This is a genomic window from Gilvimarinus japonicus, from assembly GCF_042847215.1.
Taxonomy (GTDB): domain Bacteria; phylum Pseudomonadota; class Gammaproteobacteria; order Pseudomonadales; family Cellvibrionaceae; genus Gilvimarinus; species Gilvimarinus japonicus.
Window position 1 is genome coordinate 1,611,121 of the sequence record NZ_AP031500.1, and the last position, 18,949, is coordinate 1,630,069.

The following is an 18,949-nucleotide window of genomic DNA, read 5'->3' on the forward strand; positions in this document are numbered from 1 at the left end:
GGTCACTATGTCACGCATTAACCTGGATTTAAGCGGCTTTCGCTGGCAGATGGAGCGCATGCGCCCGGGCCAGGGCGAAAAAGAAGGGCTGCACTTATTGCCCGCCGAGTATCAGGGTACTCACTTTAGCTGGAACTTTGCCAATGTGCCGGGCGATGTCTATACCGATTTGCACCGCGCCAACGAAATTGCCGATCCTTACTTTGGCCGCAATATGCACCGTGCCAAGTGGGTGGCCGAATATGAATGGTGGTACAGCCGCCGCTTTGCGGTACCTGACGACATGCAAGGCAAAAAAATTCGCCTGATATTCGAAGGCGTTGATTACAGCTGCAGCGTGTGGTTAAACGGCCACTTTTTAGGTCGTCACGAAGGTATGTTCTCGGAGTTTGAGTTTGATATTACCGATGCCGTCAGCTTTGCCGATTGGCGCGACGGCTCGAACATGCTGATGATTAAGCTGGATCCTCCGCCCAAGAACTATCGCAATTGCGGTGGTAAAAAAGTCAACTTCTCAGGTGATTACTTTTCAGGGTTGGTGCCCTTTGGTATTTGGCGCCCGGTACGGGTCGAGGCTACCGACCAAGTGCGCATCGATAACCTGCGCACCGATGTTACCGTGCAGGGTGACAACCAAGCGCAAGTTGAGCTGAGCGCGCAGATTGTTAATCATACAGGTACCGATCAAACCGTGGAGCTTGTGGGTACTTTAGCGGGTAAAAACTGCGACGGCGTGGCGCAGAGCTTTAGCCAAAGCGTTACCGTAGCGCCCGGCGAAAACAGCGTTAGCACAACCCTTAAGGTCGAAGACGCTAAGCTCTGGTGGCCCTGGGATATGGGCGAGCAGAATTTGTATCAGCTGGATGTCGCTCTGCAGCAAGGCGACAAAGAGCTGGATGCCACTTCCGAGGTGATCGGTCTGCGTCAAGTCACCATGGACTTTAACCCAGGCTACACCCGTGATGACAACGAGTACCCCTGGACATTTTTTATCAACGGCAAGCGGCACTTTTTACGCTCGGCCTGTTGGGGCGGGCAACCGTCGTTTTTGTACGGTCGCAACACCCTTAAAAAGTACGAAGATCGCGTAGCAATGGTGCGTGAGGCCAACATTAATAACTTGCGTATTTTTGGCTGGCACCCGCCGGAAATTCCCGATTTTTATCGTCTGTGCGATGAGCTGGGTATTACCGTGTGGACTAACTTTACTCTGGCTACGCAGGCCTACCCAAGTGATAAAGCGTTTGTCGATGGCGTGTTGCACGAGTGTATCGAGACGGTTAAACAGCGTCGCAACCACGCGTCCAATATCTTTTGGATGGGCGGCGAAGAGGTGTTCTTTTCTGGTGCTCACGAGGAAAGTGGCAATAAGCAACTGATGGAGGTGATTGGCGATGCGGTGGCTGAGCACACCAACATACCTTACGGTTTGGCCTCGCCTTTAAGCTCCGCTTCAGCGCAGAACATGGGCTTTAAACCTCATGAGAGTATTCACGCGAACGAGCACTACTACCAGGGCGGCGCCGAGTTTATGGAGGAGTACTACCCCTCGCTCGACTGCGCGATCATCCCGGAGCTAACGGCGGCCTCTGCGCCTAATATTGAAAGCCTGAAAAAGTTTATCCCCAGCGATGAGCTATGGCCCATGGGGCCCAGTTGGGCCTATCACTGGGCCGATATCGATATTCTTAAAAATCTTAATTTTGAAGTCTTTGGCGACTACAAAATGGATTCGCTGGAAGAGTTTGTCGAGGCGACACAAATTGCTCAGGGCACGGTCATTCAGTTTGCGCTAGAAACCTACCGCCGTCGCAAGCCCAAAATGAGTGGTGTTGCTTTGTGCCACTTTATGACTCATGTGCCCGATATTAAATGGGGCATTATTGACTACTACGGTGAGAAAAAACGCTCTTTTGAGTGGTTGAAACGCACCTACCAACCGTTGTTACCGAGTTTGCAGTTTGACAAGCGCCGCTGGAATGCGGGTAGCGAGTTTAATGCGGGCTTGTGGGTGGTGAACGATTACCAGCATAGCTTTGAAGGCGTAACGCTCAGCTGGCGGGTGCTCTATCAGGGTAATGAAACCGGTGTTGCTGGTAGCCAGGCGGTGAATGTGGCGACTGACAGTTCCGCTCACTATGTGGATATCGCCTGGCTGCTGCCGGATAACGCCGAGGGCACTTTTGAGGTAGAAATATCGCTTAGTGATGCCTCGGGTAAAACCCTTGCCGATAACCACTACACCTTGCTGGTGGGTGATCAGGCGGCAGCCAAGGCCCAAAGCCTTAAGTACTTGGCCGAAGCCACCGAGCGGTTAGAAAAGTGTGGCCACAGTGTGTATCGCTACTGGCCTGATATGTGGGAAATGGAATAAATCCACTGCCCCGTCGCGGTGCGACGGGGCTCTCACTACTAACTCGATTAAGGTGTCCGATGTCTTTTCATGTACTTATGTCTCTAGCGGCTACAGGCAGTATCCTCACTCGAGCGGGTGAGCCCGAGACTGTAGAGATTGGTGTTGCAGGCTGGACGTTACAAGCGCTGGATGATAGCGGAGTGAGTCTGCTCGTACTACGAGCTGAGCCCGAGGCCGATTTTTTTGAAATGCATACCTCAGATGACGCTTGGCTAGCCTATGTGGTGCGTGGGTGTGCAACCTTGCTAGCGGGCAGCGAGCCCGACGATATTACGGACGGTATTGATTGTACTGCCGGTAGCTTTATTACCTTTGATGCCCGCACGCCCCATGCGTGGCAAACCGACGGTGGCTCGTTTGAGGTGGTCCTTGCCAAGCTGCTCACCTGAATGTCACCTCGGAGGCTCAGAATAAATCCATGGATCAATAAGCCTCTCCTGTGTAAAAACTCGTATTCGCCTCTTTACGTATGTTCTGTCGCAAACTTGAGTTCTGGTTGTTTGCAAGCGGTAGGTTGCTGTGTTTTACTATTGATTATAGTAGACAATAAACAATAATCTATTTTGAGGCAATTATGACAATACTCCCTCGGTTAAGTGCGTTTGCCGCTCGGCTTATGGCGCTTTCTTTACTGTTATCTGTTACCGCATTTGTCGTGTCATGCGGAGGAGATGACTCAAGTACACCAGAACCTGATCCTATTCCTCAGCCAGAGCCAGAGCCGGACGTAGAGCCGGAGGCGTCGATTATTACCGATGAGTCGGATTATCAGATGTCTTACGTTGTGGCAGAAAGCTTGGTACAAAAGGCGGTTTTAGACGTTGCTATTGAGTCGGGCTACTCTCATATCAGTGTACTGGACGGCGACCGGGTGTTGCTGGACAGCGTTAATATTCCGGCGGCGGGCCAACATCAGTTAGTCGCTTTGGTTGAGTTTGCAAGCGCAGGGGAAAAAACACTGACATTTAAAGTCCGTGGTGAGCCAGTCACGCTGAACTCAATAGAGTTTCAAGAAGTGCCGTTAGAAAGCTTTCCTGTGTTCTCAGATATATCCGCTCAGGTAGGGTTGGACACAGAAAATACCTTGAAATACGGTGGTCCGAGCGTTGCTGACCTTAACAACGATGGTCACTACGATATGGTGTTAAACAACCACAATGTGATCCCTGCACAGGTATTTTGGAATAATGGTGACGCCACGTTAACCGAGCAAGAGCAGCCTTTATTTTCATGGCCACCAGATTTACACGGCTCTGCCGCAGGCGATTATGACAATGACGGCGATCTAGACTTATTGCTGAGTAAAGGCGGTGGCAACGGCACCAATCCTGCCCCCCCTTTTTTGATGCGCAACGATGATGGCGTTTTTACCCAGGTAGAAGGCACTTCCGGAATCACTAAAGGGGCACGCGGGCGCTCACCACGCTGGATTGACATGGATCTTGATGGCGACCTCGATTTGGCGCTCATCAATGCAGCGGGCATTAATGGCGAAAGTGGTGAACAGCATATTTTTTATCGCAATGTTAATGGATCTACATTCGAGCCTGTTAGAGTTCCCGGAATAGAAACAGCTCCTGCGGAACGTATGTTAGTGCTTGATTTTGATCGAGATGGTATTGACGACATATTACTGTTCTCGCCGGTATCCTTATGGCGTGGTAATGGCGACTTTGGGTTTACTAATGTAACAAATACCTGGCTGCCTGAATCCGTACAAGGCTTGCATCAAGTTCATGCGAGTGCCGATGTCGATCTCGATAACGACGGAAACTACGATCTATACTTGGCCCGTGGTAAACCGTATTTTCAGATGTCGAATAAATCCGTCGACTATGACCCAGACCGTAAGCAGCTGGATATCAATGACGAGGGTAACGAAGGTCGCACCGAGTTTACCTTTACCGCCCCAGACGCTATACAAATGCAAGAGCTTGATTTGACCTACCGGGGATATGACGGAGGGTTTCCTATATTTTTAGGGGAAAATAAAACAGCGCATGATATCGACTTTGAGTCACAGCTAAATATTTCTCCGGCCGAGGCTGAAGGTTGGCCTGAAGAGCGCACCGCTAACGGTATTTATATCGGTCATATTGGCAACGGTGAGTGGCGGGTAGAGACCGTTCGCAACCAAGATGTGTACTGGAAAGTAGATTTTACTCTAACGGGAGTTAGCAGCGTAGAAACCCCTTGGGAGCCTAATAACCGTAACGTACAGGATGTTCTTTTGCTAAACAAAGGTGATCGCTTTGTCGAGGCTGATGAAACCTGGGGAATCCCGAAAGGGGGGAATCATTGGGGGGTGACCCACGGTGATTTCAATAACGATGGCTTTAATGACCTTTACCTGTATCGGTTTGGCTTTATGAAGCATCCCGTGGCCGATTACCTGCTGGTTAATAATGGTGGCTCTGGTTTTAATATTACTACGATGCACAATGCCTTTGATCCGCAAGACGGTGGCCATAGCGATATGGGCCAGGCGTTTGACTTTAATCTTGACGGGGGTGTGGATCTATTAAATGGTAGCGACGAATACGGTAAGTGGTATTTGTATCAAAACAGTAAGCAAAATTCAGGAAACTACTTTTTGGTTCAGGTCGGCTACAGCCCTCTGTCAGGTATAGACCCTATCTCAGCTGAAGTGGTTGTGAAAACGGCGTCCGGTACTTACATTAAGCGTGTTGGCTCCGCCGGTGAAGTGCACTCGCAAAGTCTGATAAACACCGTTCATTTTGGCCTGGGCGACGCTGAAACAGTCGAATCAGTGTCAATTCGCTGGCGTAATGGTGAGGTTATCGGTGGCGCGAACATCGCTGCTAACACCTTATTTCGGACTGATGAAGCCGAACTTCCTGAGCCCGAAAGCATAACGATCGACCCGACTACTGTAGACTTACGCGAAGGCCGTACTCAACCCTTAACGCTGCAAGTAAGTCCACCGAATGCTGATCCCGCTGTTTCCTGGCAGTCGAGCGATGATTCTATCGCGAGCGTCGATGAGCAAGGCGTAGTAACCGGGCACCAGGCCGGTTCTAGCGTTACGATTACCGCAACCTCTACTCGCAACCAGCAGCAATCTGAAGCCTCGGTAAACGTGGTGGATGATTTTGATGTTCCGGTTGAAGGTGTCAGTGTTACTCCGGAATCGGCGTTGGTCTTTGTGGGCACAACGGCCGAGCTTAGCGCACAGGTTTCGCCCGCTAACGCCGATGATAAAAACGTTCAATGGGAGTCGAGCGACTCAGCGGTCGCGGCGGTGGACAACAACGGCATTGTGACCGGCGTGGCCAATGGTGTGGCAAGTGTTAGCGCTACAACCAATGATGGCGGCTTTAGCGACAGTGCCGCTATATCGGTAGAGACTTTTGCTGATCCATCGATAGAGTTCGTTGACCTTGATTATTATACCGATAGCACTTTCTTCACCAATGAAAGCCTCAATGTGAGTGCCAGCTATCATGCAGGTTCGGGTCATACAGTGGTGGACTCAAGTATTGGGGGAGTGCAATTTATGTTGCGCCACCTCAACGCCTCTTGGGGGGTAGAGCAGGATGTGGTCGCCGTGTTTTCTTCGGCGGTAGACACAGTTTCAGGCACCGCTACAGCAATGATTCCATTGGAGGGGTTAACGCCTACTGCCGATCTTCCTGAAGGGGATTTTTACTACCTATTTGCGCGCTTCACCTCCAGTGAGGGTTCAACCCCTAATCAAGGTGTATGGCCAATTAACATAGAATACTCCCCCTAGTTGTGTTGGCAGAATCTGTCATATTATCGATTACGGATTCTGTCATTTTTTAGATACCTTGTGGTTCGAGTTATACCGGCAACGCTGACGTTGTGTTCATGTATAGAGTGTTTAATCCCTAGAGTATCGATGCGAAGGAGTGCCTTTCATAATTCCGCTAGCTGATGTTATCGACCATTCTATGACATTAACAATTCTTGGCGGGACAAATTTTTAATGCAGGAAAATCACGCTCTGATTTTTTACTAAGTCCGCTCGGGCTATCATTACGCTGAAAATCAGTAGAACGAGGTAAACAACCCATAGTCACTGGGTGCAGCGTAGAGTTTTATAATGTTTAAATCCAAAGCGAGAAAAGCGATTTAACTTTGTGCCATCTTAATGGAGCAGGGCGCTCCTTTGTGCAGTGATTTAAACTAAAATCAAGAGGCGGTTTGGTAGATGGATCAGTCACCTCTATCCATCTTAGCCAGACCAATCAGTACTATTTTCAGGGAGTTGAAAAGTCACTGGGTAAACCGCCCCATAGCCCGGAATAGGATTGGCTGACTCTAGTTAAAAATTTAAAATTGATGTGTTATTTATTCTCCCTGCCAACAACTAGTGTTAAGAGCGGCAAATAGCCATCATTTACCGAGGGGAGTAATAATGAATAATAACAGCGTATTGGCTTTGGGAAAGGACTCTTGTGTTGTCGCGGTGTCTAAATAACCGCCACCGCGACGCACATTAGGTTAGCAAGAGTAAGAATCCCTACCCATTTTTGAATGGCAACGTACTAATTAGTCAAAGCTGAACTGTTGGTTAGTGTTGCCGTTGCATTGCCATTGGCGAATGTCCGCGCCATTCGCAGTAGAAGCATCGGCAACGTCCAGACACTTATTGCTATGGCGTGCGCGTAGCTCTACATACCCGTTGCCGAGATCCACGGGTTTAACGTGCAGGTTTTGGCCGTTAAAACAATCCCACTGAATCACGACAGCACCATTAGCACTAGAGCTGCCGCCTACACCAACACACTTATTGTGTTTCGTGCGTAACTCGTACCAACCGCTGTCGACAGGGACGAATGTAAACTTTTGGTTGGCGTTGTTAGTGCCGCAGGCCCACTGCTGGATGTTGGCGCCATTGGCGGATGAGCCCGAGGCTAAGTCAATGCACTTGCCACTTTGACGACCTTTAATGCTGGTGGCGCTTGCTGGCACATCGGTGTTTTCGCCGTTATTGCCGCCATCAACCGGCTTGTAAACACGTATCCAATCCACCCAGTAGATACTTTTGTTGGTGTTAGCCAGTTCGGCGTCAGTGGGGGAGATGCCATTGTCTGAGCGCCAGTCTTGGTCTTCGGTGTTGATGATCAGGTGCATAGGCTTGCTTAAACCTGTGCCGTTGGTAAAACCGTTGGGGTCGATAATGTTGGGGCCGGATACACTCCGTACCAACTGGCCATCAATGTAGTAGTCGAGATTCCATGGGTCTTTCCAGTGCACGCCAATACGGTGAAAGTCATCGCTCCAGACCGTGCCCTGACCATCGGTGTACCAGCTGCCGGCATCGGTTGGTTGGTAGTCCTGAAGCGGGTCGCGGATAAACACATGGTGGCTCAGATGAATACGCTCGGCGAACCACTCCTGGCCTGATCGGTTACTGCCATAGGCTTCGAGTACATCAATCTCCTGGGTCGAGTCGGCGCTTAGTAGCCACACATCCGAGGCCAGTACCAGTTTGCTGATTTTAGCTTTGGTTTCTACGTACAATGGATAGGTAAAAGTATCGTGAGAGGTGATGGAGCCCGCGCGAACTTTATCGGTACCTGGCTTGCGCGTTGCGGCTATACCTAAATTGCCGCCGGTTACGTAGGCGTGGCCGTCGGTCCACTCGGTAAGCCCGGGGCCAGTCCAGGGATTAATAAAACCTTCATGCCAGCGGCGGGTGAATTCACTGTGGTAGTTATTGAGCGATGATGAATAATTAAAATCGTCGGAAACCGCTTGCAGCTCCCATACTTTGCCGTTGCCGGCATTGGCGGGTACCGGGGTGTTATCCCAGTCGGCGGCAAGGGCGTGGGTACAGCTTAGGCCGAGAACGGCCGTCAGTAGTGCTCTCATGGTGGTGCCTCACTATGGTTATTATTAATGTCTCGCGTTATACGCACACCGATAGTAGGCATTAGAGAAGGACAAAAATATAAGAAATAACGGGAATAATATGATGTTGATGTGGTGAAATTTTTAGTATGACGAAAGTCACTGCCGGGCAGAAAAGGCTCCGCGGTATTGCCGCGGAGCTTTGGTTTTAAAGAAACTCGTCAAAAAAATCGACGTGATTGTTTAAGTGGTTAAAGCCAAAAATCCAGGTGTCCTCAACAGTGTCTGAGAAGTCCATACCACCGTTTTGGATATTGGGGTTTTTCCAGCCTGGGTGATGGTCGATGCTGTAATCGGCCACACGCTTCGCTTCGGTCCAAATCGCGCCTACGCGGGAGTGGTTTAACACACGGCTCCACTGGCTGGTGTCAGAGCTGTTAAAGCCGGGGGTGCCATTGCCGCGTGAGTTGCCATCGCTGATTTTTTGGTAATCGGTGTTGTTGCGCACGTAAGTCAAGTCGGCGGGAGTGGTTTTATCTTGGTTCCATTCACTGTGCTGAATAACATGAATACGGGCGTTGGTGTTAATGGCGCCCATATTTTGTTTTACCCTGCGCACTAGATCGGCACTGAAGTCCGACTGTCCGGCCTCCTGAATCCAAATGTCGCCGCCGTTATTGAGTACACCGGAAGCTTTTTGATAAACGGTGTTTAACGCCCCCGCGTAATCGGTGTGTGCATCGGACCAGCGGTTGGCACCAAAAGCAATGTTAAACAGATGGTCGGCCTCGATAAAGGTGCCGCCCTGAGTGCCGTATGCGCCGGCTACTGCGTGGTAGTTAACCGCGCTAAAGCGCGAGTCGCTTAAAATGGTGCCGACAGCGGCTACCGTGTGGATATCATCCGGGTCGGGGCGGCTATCAAAGTTAGCCAGCAGCAGATCTTGCGCCGGATCAAAGCGACCGATCATAGGCGTTGAAGGCGTGCCGGAGTCCTGTGCCAATTCAACCCAGTTAATGTTGAAATTACCCGCCTGAATTTGTACCCGCAATGTGTGTGCACCGGCACTTAAGTTACCCAGTGCAATCTCTTGGGTTTGCCAGCTTTGCCAGCCCCCCGTGGCGCCAACGCTGGCGGCGTTGCCGCGAGTCTGGCCGTCTACCTCAAGTGTGTACAACCCACCTCCAGGCTGCGATGCGACCCGGACTTTGGCGGTGTAATTACCCGCTTGCAGTACGTTAATATCAAACTCTAACCATTCGTTGGCGGCTGTCCAGCCAACGTTGTACTGGCCGCCGTTGTCGGCGGTGTTTTGAATATCAACACCATCGTCACGGTACTGCCCGCCTAGGTTTTGCGCGGTGGTATCCGAGTAGCGGTGATAGTCTTGCGCTTGAATAAAGCCGGGTACCGGTTGACTGTTGTCGGGCGCAGGATCGGTAGGGACATTTTGGCCGCAGGGTTGGCTGCCGCACATACACACGCTAAACAGCGATTGGCTGTTGGCACAGTCGGTTGCCTGGGGGCCAAATTCATTTTTACATTGAGCGGTGTAATTACACTGATCTTCGGCGAGGGCATGGGTGCTAAAACCGCCGCACAGGGCGACGATGGCGGCTGCCCGCGTTAAGTAACGTGTCATAGTCATAGGTGGCTCCGTTAAAACATTAAGATGTTTCGGGTATTGTTAATATATGATGTTCAGCAAAAGCGCCAAGCGCGACCATAGTAGATTTAACGAAGTGGGCTAACTGTCTAATTGTTCACAATTGACAGCCTGTGCACAAAGATTGACGCAATATCAAACAAGTGGGCGGATGAGTCTTCATTGAGCGGGCGAACTAGTAGGGTGGTTTGTGTGGACGAGATGGCTTTTGGTTTGAACATTAACGTTGGAGGCATCTGTTAAGGACCCGCGTTTAGCAGGGTAGACGATTATAGCTGCGCGTGGGTACCCGCTTGGGTTATTACATGCTTAGTATTTTATTTCGTGGTTGTGCTTTTTTCGTCACGGTCAACCGCCTTAGTGCGGATATAAAAAAGCCCGCACTAAGGCGGGCTAAAGGCTTGCTCTGGATAATTTTTACGGAAGTTCGATCAAGCGAACATTGTCAATACGGTGATTTTTACCTTCACCCCAGACGTTAACGCCGATGTGTAACTCTTGTGGGCGATCACCCCAGTTATCAATGGCGGTATTTCTGTCTGGATCGATAACGGTTGCAAATTGATTGTCAGGTAGGTGGTTTTCAAAAATTCCGAAGAATGCTCCCCCTGCCGTAGTGGTCTCGTTACTGGCATCGGTAGGGTCCAGGATGGAAACGCGAAACTTAACCGGCCCCTCAATGCCTTCTACGGCGATATCCATGCTTAATAAGTAACGTTTGCCATTTTGAATTGTTCCCGCTGGCAAAGTCAGAATGTTACGTTTATCACCGCTAACCCCTGTTACGAGCTCACCGCCAGATACGCTGGCGCCTTCTGCGAGAGACCAGTCTGCGGCGCCATTAGCGAAAGTGGCATTGTCTTGACTGATAAGGTTGTTACCCGGGTCCATTGAATATTTGAATAGGCGAACATCGTCCATCTCGATTGCACCGGTTGATGCCGCGAGATTGATCTTGGTGTTTGGAGCACCTAAGAAACGGATGGCGTAAGTTCTGGGGTTTGCGCCATGGGCGAACCATCGTGTACTGGCCAGGGTCGCTCCGACTTCGTCGCCAACATCCCCCGCTACGCTCATGGTGTAGCCACCCCAAGCTTCTCCTAAAGAGGCTTGAGCTTGAACTACGTAGCCCGCTCCGGTTTCAAGAGCGTTACCAGCGAGATTAGGTGTTAATTTATCGCCAATGATCATGCTGGCAAATTGGCTGCCGCTGTAATCTAAGCCGAAAGCAGAGGTTGTCGCAATTGAAGGCGTGCCCTCTGTGGTCCAGCTGTCAAAATCACTCTCAAAGCCACCGTTGTTTAGGACGTTAGGAATTGGCTCTCCTGTAACGGTTACCAGAACCGTGTTGCTAACACTATGGTCGCTGTTGCCGTCGCTAAAGTCATAGCTATAGGTGAAGGTTTTAGTTTCGCCTTCGGCGACAAGTGCCCCAAAGTCTATGCCGTCTACCGCGAGCATAACTCCCTCTGAGCGATTAAAGTGCAAATCCGGGCCCCCGTCGGTAGGGGTAAACGAATCCCAGTCGATAGTTAGGGCATCGCCGTTCGGCTCAATAACATAAGCTGGACTGGCTAGGTTAACCATTTTTAACGCAGAGTTGGTGCTTGCAGATATTTCGACTGGGCCAACCACCACCGGAGGGGCTGGCTCGTCGGTGGCTTTAACTACAACAAAGGTAGCGTTGCGTGGCAGTGAGTTGTTGTGGTCTTTGACGCTATAATTGTTGCCGCGGAAAATCTCCGCTTCACCGGGGGCTAACCCGTTCATGATGGCAGTGGTATCCAGCGATAATATACCTGTTTCCTCGTCGACCGTATAAAGACCACTTTGCAGGTTTTCGGCGGGGATGAAGTCGCTGATTGTCAAAGGCTCTTCGTCTAGGTCTACAACACCGGCCAATAAATCAACCTCGGTAATACTGGCTCTGTCAACCAAAGCAAATAAGTCGTCAAATTCTGGCGCAAAGTCTTCACCCGTAACGGTGATGGTCGCTTTACGCGCTACGCTATCTTGCCCATCGCTGACGTTGTAGGTGTACACCATTTCCAGAGTGTCGCCGGTATCGAGCATGGGAGCGATTTCATCGGGCGATACTCCGATGCGCACCATTTGGCTGGCATCAAAGCCGGTCGTGTCCTCTAGGCTAGCACTAAGATCACGTACACGCAGGATATCGCCGTCGATATCGGTAGCGCCTGCCAGTAGGTCCACCATACGGAACGCGTCTTTTTCACTCAAGGTCAGACTAATATTGCCGTCGTGAGTGGGGGCGGTGTTTGCTCCGGTGTTGCTGTTGCTATTATCGTCATCGCTTCCGCAACCAGTCAGTGCTAATGCAATCGCGCTAGAGAGAAGCAGTTTTTTAGTCGAGATCATTGTCATTGTATTCACCATTATTCTTGTTCCAAGGGCGGGGTAGCCCCGCCGCTGACTATGTGGTTGCCTTAGAAGCGAGCGCGCAGACCCAAACGGTACGTAACGCCGGTTTTGTATTCAGCGTATGTCCGCGACTTTGTTGCGTCGCCGCTTAGTGGGTTGCCCTCGTCGGTGGCCACAAAACTGTAACCGGTGGCCGAATCCGGATCGTTGATGCGGGTAACGGCAAGCTCACGGTTGGTGAAGTAGGTTCGGAAAGCCGCGTCTGTCACGTTGATTGCCTGGAAGGTTAAATCCACGTTTTCGCTAATGGCGTAGGTGGCGGCCAAATCGATTTGATCGCGACCGTCGTTCCATAAACTGCCTTGGTTCCACGTCCGACCTTGTTGCCCGGTGTTCCAGTCGGTGCCCACCAATGAATCGCTGGAGCCGCGATAGCTAATACGGAACTGATGACCATCTTGCTCCCAGAAGCCGGTCAGGTTGTAGGTATGCTCGGGAGTCTCAGCAACAGGGTAGGCGGGTAACAGTTTGTCAGGATCAAAAGTAGAGTACTGCTGATCGTATTCACTGTCTTGATAGGTGTAGTTCGCTTGCACACCTAAACCACTGAGAAAGTAACCTGGCAAAAAGTCGTAGGTTTGCGTATAGCCAATCTCTAGGCCGGTAATGCTGGCGCCTTTGCCGTTGTAAAGTTTGGTTGCACTGTAAACGCCGCATAAGTCACGTAAGTCGTCGCTGAAGCGGTTGGGATCCGAAGGGCTCCAACCGAAGTCGGCGGTGGCGCGCAGAGGCATACAGCTGTCTAGCGCTGAGTCATCTGCGGTGTTAAAAGTATCGGCGACTAAATCTTCTGGGTTGACGGTACCTTCCAGCTCGCGCAAATCAGTCATGTAAACCAGTGCCGATTCGGTATCGGTAAAGTTGCTCATGTCTTTTTGGAAGACGGCGGCACTGACCATACCTGAGTCGCTAAAGTACCACTCTAGTGACACGTCGAGGTTGTTAGACTCAAGTGGTTCGAGCTTGGTGTTGAATTGCTTGAATGTGCCTACTTTTTGGTCGCCCCAGTAGCCGCTTTCATTGATGCTAAAACCTGAGCGCAAGTTGTCAATGGCCGGACGGGTCATGGTTTTGGAGATGGCAAAGCGACCCACTAAATCATCAGTAATAGCGTAGTTTAAGTTTAAACTCGGCAGAACATTCTCGTAGGTATGCGAGTTGACTGACGAGAATGATTTAAGTTCGTTATTGATTGGGTCAATAAAATCGTACGCATTAGCATCAGGGCCATCGATTGCAACAGACGGATCATAGCTAAGCATAGGGCTGCCGTCAGAGGCAAAGTTGCCATCGCGTACAGTAGAGACATCAGCATAGCGCCACATGGTGTACCAGCTAATTTCCTGACCTGGATCGGGTAAACTTGGGTCTTGCTGGAATGCAGCCCAGGCCGCGTAACGAGGATCATGACAAGGGCCTTGGTCGGGGATTGCCGTCCAGCCTGATGGATCTGGACCGCTGGAGGTGTCCCAGCCTGTACCGTCTACACGTTGGAACTTGTTCTCGTAACCTAGACCGTCGCCAGTTGGGTCGGAGAATATTGGAGCACGACACTCGGGTAAAGAGGTATCGCGTAGTTCGCGCAAATGTACTAAGTCAAATTCACGTTGCAGTGTCTCTCCGTTTTGCCAGAAATCTACCCCACCATAGCCGCTGCCTTTAACTTCGGTTTCGACGTAGCGTACCCCTATGTCACCGGTTAAACGGTCATCAAAATAGGAAAAGTTGGCCTTCAGGTAAATAGCAGATGTATCGATATTGGTGGTTCGAGTCTCTGTATCGTTCGGGGTGCGAGTGGTGTTTTCATCGTCAAGCACCAAGTTTTTTGCCGCCAGCGCATCAACAGGAACCCAGGTGTCGGAACCAGGCGCGTTATAACCTAGTGACTCCATGAAGTCACTGTATTCTAGGCCATCGCGAGCGGCGTAGGTTGCGCGAACATCGCGAAGTGCGCCACCGGGGACGGCGACAATATTACCATCTTCATCTTCTACTACGTTTGTTTTTGTGACGCTACCAAAACTAAAGGTTTGGTTGTCGACAAATTTTTCACGCTCAGTGATCTTGGCGCCAAACTCTAAGGTGGTGACGCCGAGTGTGTCGATATCCCAATCAAAGTCGATTTGGGCATTCTTTAACTCATCGCTCACGTGAACTTCTTTCTCGGATAAGAACGACAGGTTTTGCGACATAATGTCAGCTGGGTTGTAGCCAGTATACGCAATGTTATCTTCGTACCCGGGCACAGTGGGGGTTGAGTCGATCTGCTCACCTAAATCTAAAAAGCTATTGCCAAAAACCAGGTTACACTTTCCGGTCGAACAATCGTAACCGGTAGGCTGAATATCGCGGCCTGAATCCCATAATAGCTGGGTGGGAACTTCAACAAAGTTTTGCATTACCGCGTAAGCGTTTGGCAGTGTATCGGCCGTACTTTTTGAGTAACCTAACTTGGCAGCGGCACGGAAGGTGTCGCTAAACTCATGGGATATATCTAAAGTCGCACTGGCATTTTCTTTATCGTTGCCGCCGGTAGAGGCGACTACGTCACCAATGCCAAAGCGGTTTATGTTTTTGATAAAGGTGTTGGTATCAGTGTTAATGGTGTACCAATCTTGTTGCGGATCGGTAAATGGTGCCGCCGGGCGATAGTTTTCGCTGATTGACAGCTGACCTTCGGTAAAGTTGTCGTCGTTGGCGCGGCGAGTTTTAAAGGCGTCTTGCTGCTGAGTTTCTTCTTGTACGGTATAGGTACCGTTAAACATCAGCTCGGTGCGCGCGGTAGGGGCCCACTGAATGCCTAAGGTGCCGCCGGTGCGATCGTTGGTGTTTTTGTTTTGCTCATAAAAAGTAGCTGAGTGCTGAATAGCGCGGGCGCCTGAGATTATCTCTCCATTTTGGTCGCGGGCGATATTGACAGTTTTTGACTGCTCAAAGTTTTCTACGCGGAATTGGTCACGGCGCCAAGTGTTGGTCTCATCAAACAAAGTGACAGCAACACCAAGTGTTTCATCTAAGAATGTGTCCGATGCAGAGAGCTGAACCTTATAATCACCTTCCTCACTGTAATCGTTATAGCGCCCTTGAACGGTCACTGAACGAATGTCTTCGCTCTGATCCAATGGCCGCACAGTCACCAAATTAATAGACGCGCCCAGCGAGCCTTCGTCGTGATCGGCACTTGGGGTTTTAACAACTTCCAATTTCGACAAAATGTCGGATGAATAAGAGCTGAGGTCAACCGCTTGGCTAAAATCAGTCGAGGTAAGTTGTTGACCGTTTAATGAGATGTTGTTTTGATTGGCTGATGCGCCCCGAACCGTGACCTGAGAGCCTTCACCGTTGCGGTTAACAATAGAAACACCGGTCACACGCCCCAGCGCATCGGCGATGTTTTGGTCGGTGTTTTTACCCATGTCTTCGGCGTTGATGGTATCGACAATATTTTGCGCGTCGCGCTTATCATCTATCGATTGTTTCAGCGCGCCGCGAATACCTGTTACGACAATCTCTTCAAGCATGTCGCCTTCGGCTTGATCAGTGTTTGCGGCGGTTGGCTCTTGCGCGAAAGCGTTGATGCTGTGCGCTGCGAGTATTGCTGCTGTGAGCGCAGTCAACTTGAAACGATTATTGGTGGTTGACATCGTGAACCTCTCCACTTGTATGCGTTATTTTTATGTCTGCCTAAGCCTTAATGGGGCCGGGCAAAGGTTTGGTAAAGAATCCGAACGTGGCGGAAAACCTATTAATTCGATATTCCCATAGCCCAATAGTTATCCAATTGTTGCTCATTGTCAATAGAATATTGTCAACAATGTTGTGTTTTCTTTACGTAACGTAGAGAGCGAAACCTTTAAAGACGGCGTGTGTGTAAAGTGCCAAAAAGGTGGATATTGATAGATTGTTGACAATTTGCGTGGGTTCTGTCAGTTTTCATCTACTTGGCTGCGATAAGTGTGGCCTACGCCTTTTTGCGGGACATAGAATAATACAACTCGCGGTGTGGATGATTGCTGAAACGCCAATGTAAGGCCAGCCTGCCGGCGCGGGGTGGATACTTAGGAATATAGCCTATGAATCGGATGATTGATGTCATTGTCATAGTGGGCGGTGGCAGCGCAGGTTGGTTAACGGCTGGGTATGTGGCGCGCGAGCACCGTGAGCGAATTGCTCGAGGCGATTTGCGGGTTGTTTTGTGTGAGTCGCCCAATATACCCGCTATAGGGGTGGGCGAGGGCACTTGGCCTACCATGCGCGCTACCTTGGCGCGGCTGGGGATATCCGAAACGAGTCTAATCACTCGCTGCCACGCCTCTTTTAAGCAAGGGTCGAGGTTTTCTGGCTGGCATCACGCTAGTGCGCCAGGGCATGATTATTATCATCCGTTCGCGTTTGCGCCGGGTGGGGCAGATGGAGCGCTTGCCTCCTATGGCGCTCTCACCGACCAGTGGAGTGATTTCTCGCGCTTGTTTGGTGCCCAGCAGAGCATTTGTGAGGCCCAGCGGGCGCCAAAACAGATTACTCACGCCGAGTTTGATGGCGCGCTAAATTATGGCTACCACCTTGATGTAACGGCGTTTGCGCAGCTGCTAAGTGAGCACTGCCAGGCTGAGCTGGGGGTAGAGCATGTATTGGCCGATGTGCAAGAGGTGCTTCGGGACGAAACGGGCGCAATCGCAGCCCTGCGGCTGCCGGGTGATGAGCGTTTATCGGGTGATCTTTTTGTCGACTGTACCGGCTTTAAGGCCCTGCTGTTGGGCGATGCGTTAAAAGTGCCTTTTCGGTCCGTGGCGCAGGTGCTGTTTAACGATGCAGCCTTGACCACCCATGTGAATTACCCTTCCGCTGATAGCGAAATCGCCTCTTGTACCCACGCGAGCGCGACCACACACGGTTGGATATGGGACATTGGCCTGTCTAGCCGGCGGGGCGTGGGGCATGTGTTTTCCAGTCGTTATACGGACGTGGCGCAAGTGGCCGGTACTCTATCGGCGTATCTTGGCGTGGATGAGGCGAGTGCCGAGTTTCGCCATATTTCCTTTTCGCCGGGTTGTCGTGAGCGAGTGTGGCAGGACAACTGCGTTGCTATTGGTCTATCAGCCGGCTTTGTCGAACCTCTGGAGGCGTCGGCATTGGTTATGATCGAGTTGTCAGCCATGGAGTTAGCTGAGGGGTTGCCCCGTCATAGTTCGCAACTGCCGGTTGTGGCCAAACGTTTTAATACGGCCTTTGCGTATCGCTGGGATCGTGTTGTCGATTTTTTAAAGCTGCACTACGCGCTCTCTAAGCGCGATGATTCAGAGTATTGGCGCGATAACCGGGCCGCTACTAGTGTGCCGGAATCTTTACAGCAGTTGTTAACCTTGTGGCGCTATCGAGCGCCGCAAAGTAATGACTTTCCCATGGCTCGCGAAGTGTTCCAGTCCCTTAGCTACCAGTATGTGTTGTCCGGCCTAGGTGAGGCCCCCCTGTTGGGGGAGCAGGTGTCGTCGGCACTGGACGAGAGAGCCCAGCGGGCACTTGCCCAAAATAAACAAACCATAAACCATCTTATGAGTCAGTTGCCGGGTAACCGGGAGCTGATTCATAAAATACACCGGTTTGGGTTGTCTACTATTTAACCGTTAGGAGTTTGCTATGAGCCGCGCTGCGGAAGTACTGGATAGCACCAAGCATAAAAAGCTGCGTGTATTAGCCAATTGTTGGGCAGATCAGTGTTATCAGTGTGATAGCGTTAATGTGGTTATCTCTGAGTTGCAAAACCTAGTGCACGAGTACCCGATACTGATCGCCAAAAACCCAACCAGTGGCCGATTTCAGTTGCGCGCCTTGCTCGGGTTGGGCGATGGCAAAAACCTTTATGTTCAAGATGGCATCTGGCGGGCAGGTTGCTATCCATTAGAGGTTTTAAGCCGGCCGTTCCGGTTATGTGTGCCAGATGCGAATGCCTCTGCTGCCGGAGTGATTGCGGTTGAGCCGGACAGCGAACTTTTTAGTGAGGAGGAAGGCGAGCCGTTGTTCCAAGAAGATGGCTCTCCAAGCGCCATGCTGCAGCGCATCACACAGGTATTTTCGGCTCTGCTTAATGGTCAACAGCAAAGTGAAGATTTTTTAGCTCGGTTGCATAAATGGGGGTTGATTGAGCCAGTCAGTATTGGTGTTACGCTCAACGATGGTACCCAGAAAGCCCTTGAGGGGTTATACGGCATTAACGAAGATAGCTTAAAAGCGCTACCAGACGAAGCCCTGTCGGAGAGCCATAAAAATGGTGATCTCTACGCAATCCACTTAATTCTGAGTTCGAGCGTTCATATTGAAAAACTAGCGCGCTGGCAATAACGAGCACGAGGGTAGGGGTAATCAGTTTAAGGCAAGAGCTTGATAGGCCCCGTTTTTTGCCGAATAAACTGTCTAGCGGCTATCACACTGGTTGATCTTGGTTGCCTTTACAATGCTTAAGGTTAGGCGTATTGACTTAACTAGCCCTGTATCTATGATGACTCTACGGCGATGGTGAAAACACCGTGGTGGAGTTGCTTGAAAAACGACTCCCAGATTCTCTTCTTAATAATAATCCGCTATTT

9 protein-coding genes are annotated in these 18,949 nt (G+C 50.6%); 5 read left to right on the forward strand and 4 right to left on the reverse strand.

Going from position 1 to position 18,949, the window contains the following annotated elements; genetic code table 11:
* Window positions 1–7: 7 nt before the first annotated feature.
* The 3 genes from ACGHAD_RS06700 to ACGHAD_RS06710 all read left to right on the forward strand — a co-directional run bounded on the left by ACGHAD_RS06700 (window position 8) and on the right by ACGHAD_RS06710 (window position 6,170).
* Window positions 8–2,374 (forward strand): glycosyl hydrolase 2 galactose-binding domain-containing protein, encoded by a 2,367-nt coding sequence (locus ACGHAD_RS06700; RefSeq protein ID WP_382416200.1) that lies wholly within the window; start codon window positions 8–10, stop codon window positions 2,372–2,374.
* Between the two features lie 59 nt (window positions 2,375–2,433).
* Window positions 2,434–2,805 (forward strand): hypothetical protein, encoded by a 372-nt coding sequence (locus tag ACGHAD_RS06705; RefSeq protein ID WP_382416198.1) that lies wholly within the window; start codon window positions 2,434–2,436, stop codon window positions 2,803–2,805.
* 185 nt (window positions 2,806–2,990) lie between these two features.
* Complete coding sequence (locus ACGHAD_RS06710; protein ID WP_382416196.1) at window positions 2,991–6,170, forward strand: Ig-like domain-containing protein; 3,180 nt, start codon at window positions 2,991–2,993, stop codon at window positions 6,168–6,170.
* Window positions 6,171–6,952: 782 nt separating this feature from the next.
* Here ACGHAD_RS06710 and ACGHAD_RS06715 read toward each other — a convergent pair.
* The 4 genes from ACGHAD_RS06715 to ACGHAD_RS06730 form a co-directional block, all read right to left on the reverse strand.
* A complete protein-coding gene (locus ACGHAD_RS06715; protein ID WP_382416194.1) occupies window positions 6,953–8,278 on the reverse strand; it encodes an RICIN domain-containing protein in 1,326 nt (441 codons plus the stop codon).
* 187 nt (window positions 8,279–8,465) lie between these two features.
* Complete coding sequence (locus tag ACGHAD_RS06720; RefSeq protein ID WP_382416193.1) at window positions 8,466–9,905, reverse strand: carbohydrate-binding protein; 1,440 nt, start codon at window positions 9,903–9,905, stop codon at window positions 8,466–8,468.
* Between the two features lie 435 nt (window positions 9,906–10,340).
* On the reverse strand, window positions 10,341–12,308 hold the full coding sequence (locus ACGHAD_RS06725; RefSeq protein WP_382416191.1) for a hypothetical protein: 1,968 nt from the start codon (window positions 12,306–12,308) through the stop codon (window positions 10,341–10,343).
* A 62-nt stretch (window positions 12,309–12,370) separates the two neighbouring features.
* Complete coding sequence (locus ACGHAD_RS06730) at window positions 12,371–16,009, reverse strand: TonB-dependent receptor (RefSeq protein WP_382416189.1); 3,639 nt, start codon at window positions 16,007–16,009, stop codon at window positions 12,371–12,373.
* Between the two features lie 429 nt (window positions 16,010–16,438).
* On the opposite strand from ACGHAD_RS06730, the gene ACGHAD_RS06735 reads away from it, so the two are divergent.
* Together ACGHAD_RS06735 and ACGHAD_RS06740 are read left to right on the forward strand one after the other, a co-directional pair.
* Window positions 16,439–17,986: a tryptophan halogenase family protein gene (locus ACGHAD_RS06735; RefSeq protein WP_382416187.1), complete on the forward strand. Its 1,548-nt coding sequence runs from the start codon at window positions 16,439–16,441 to the stop codon at window positions 17,984–17,986.
* 16 nt (window positions 17,987–18,002) lie between these two features.
* Complete coding sequence (locus ACGHAD_RS06740) at window positions 18,003–18,704, forward strand: SapC family protein (protein ID WP_382416186.1); 702 nt, start codon at window positions 18,003–18,005, stop codon at window positions 18,702–18,704.
* Window positions 18,705–18,949: the final 245 nt, after the last annotated feature.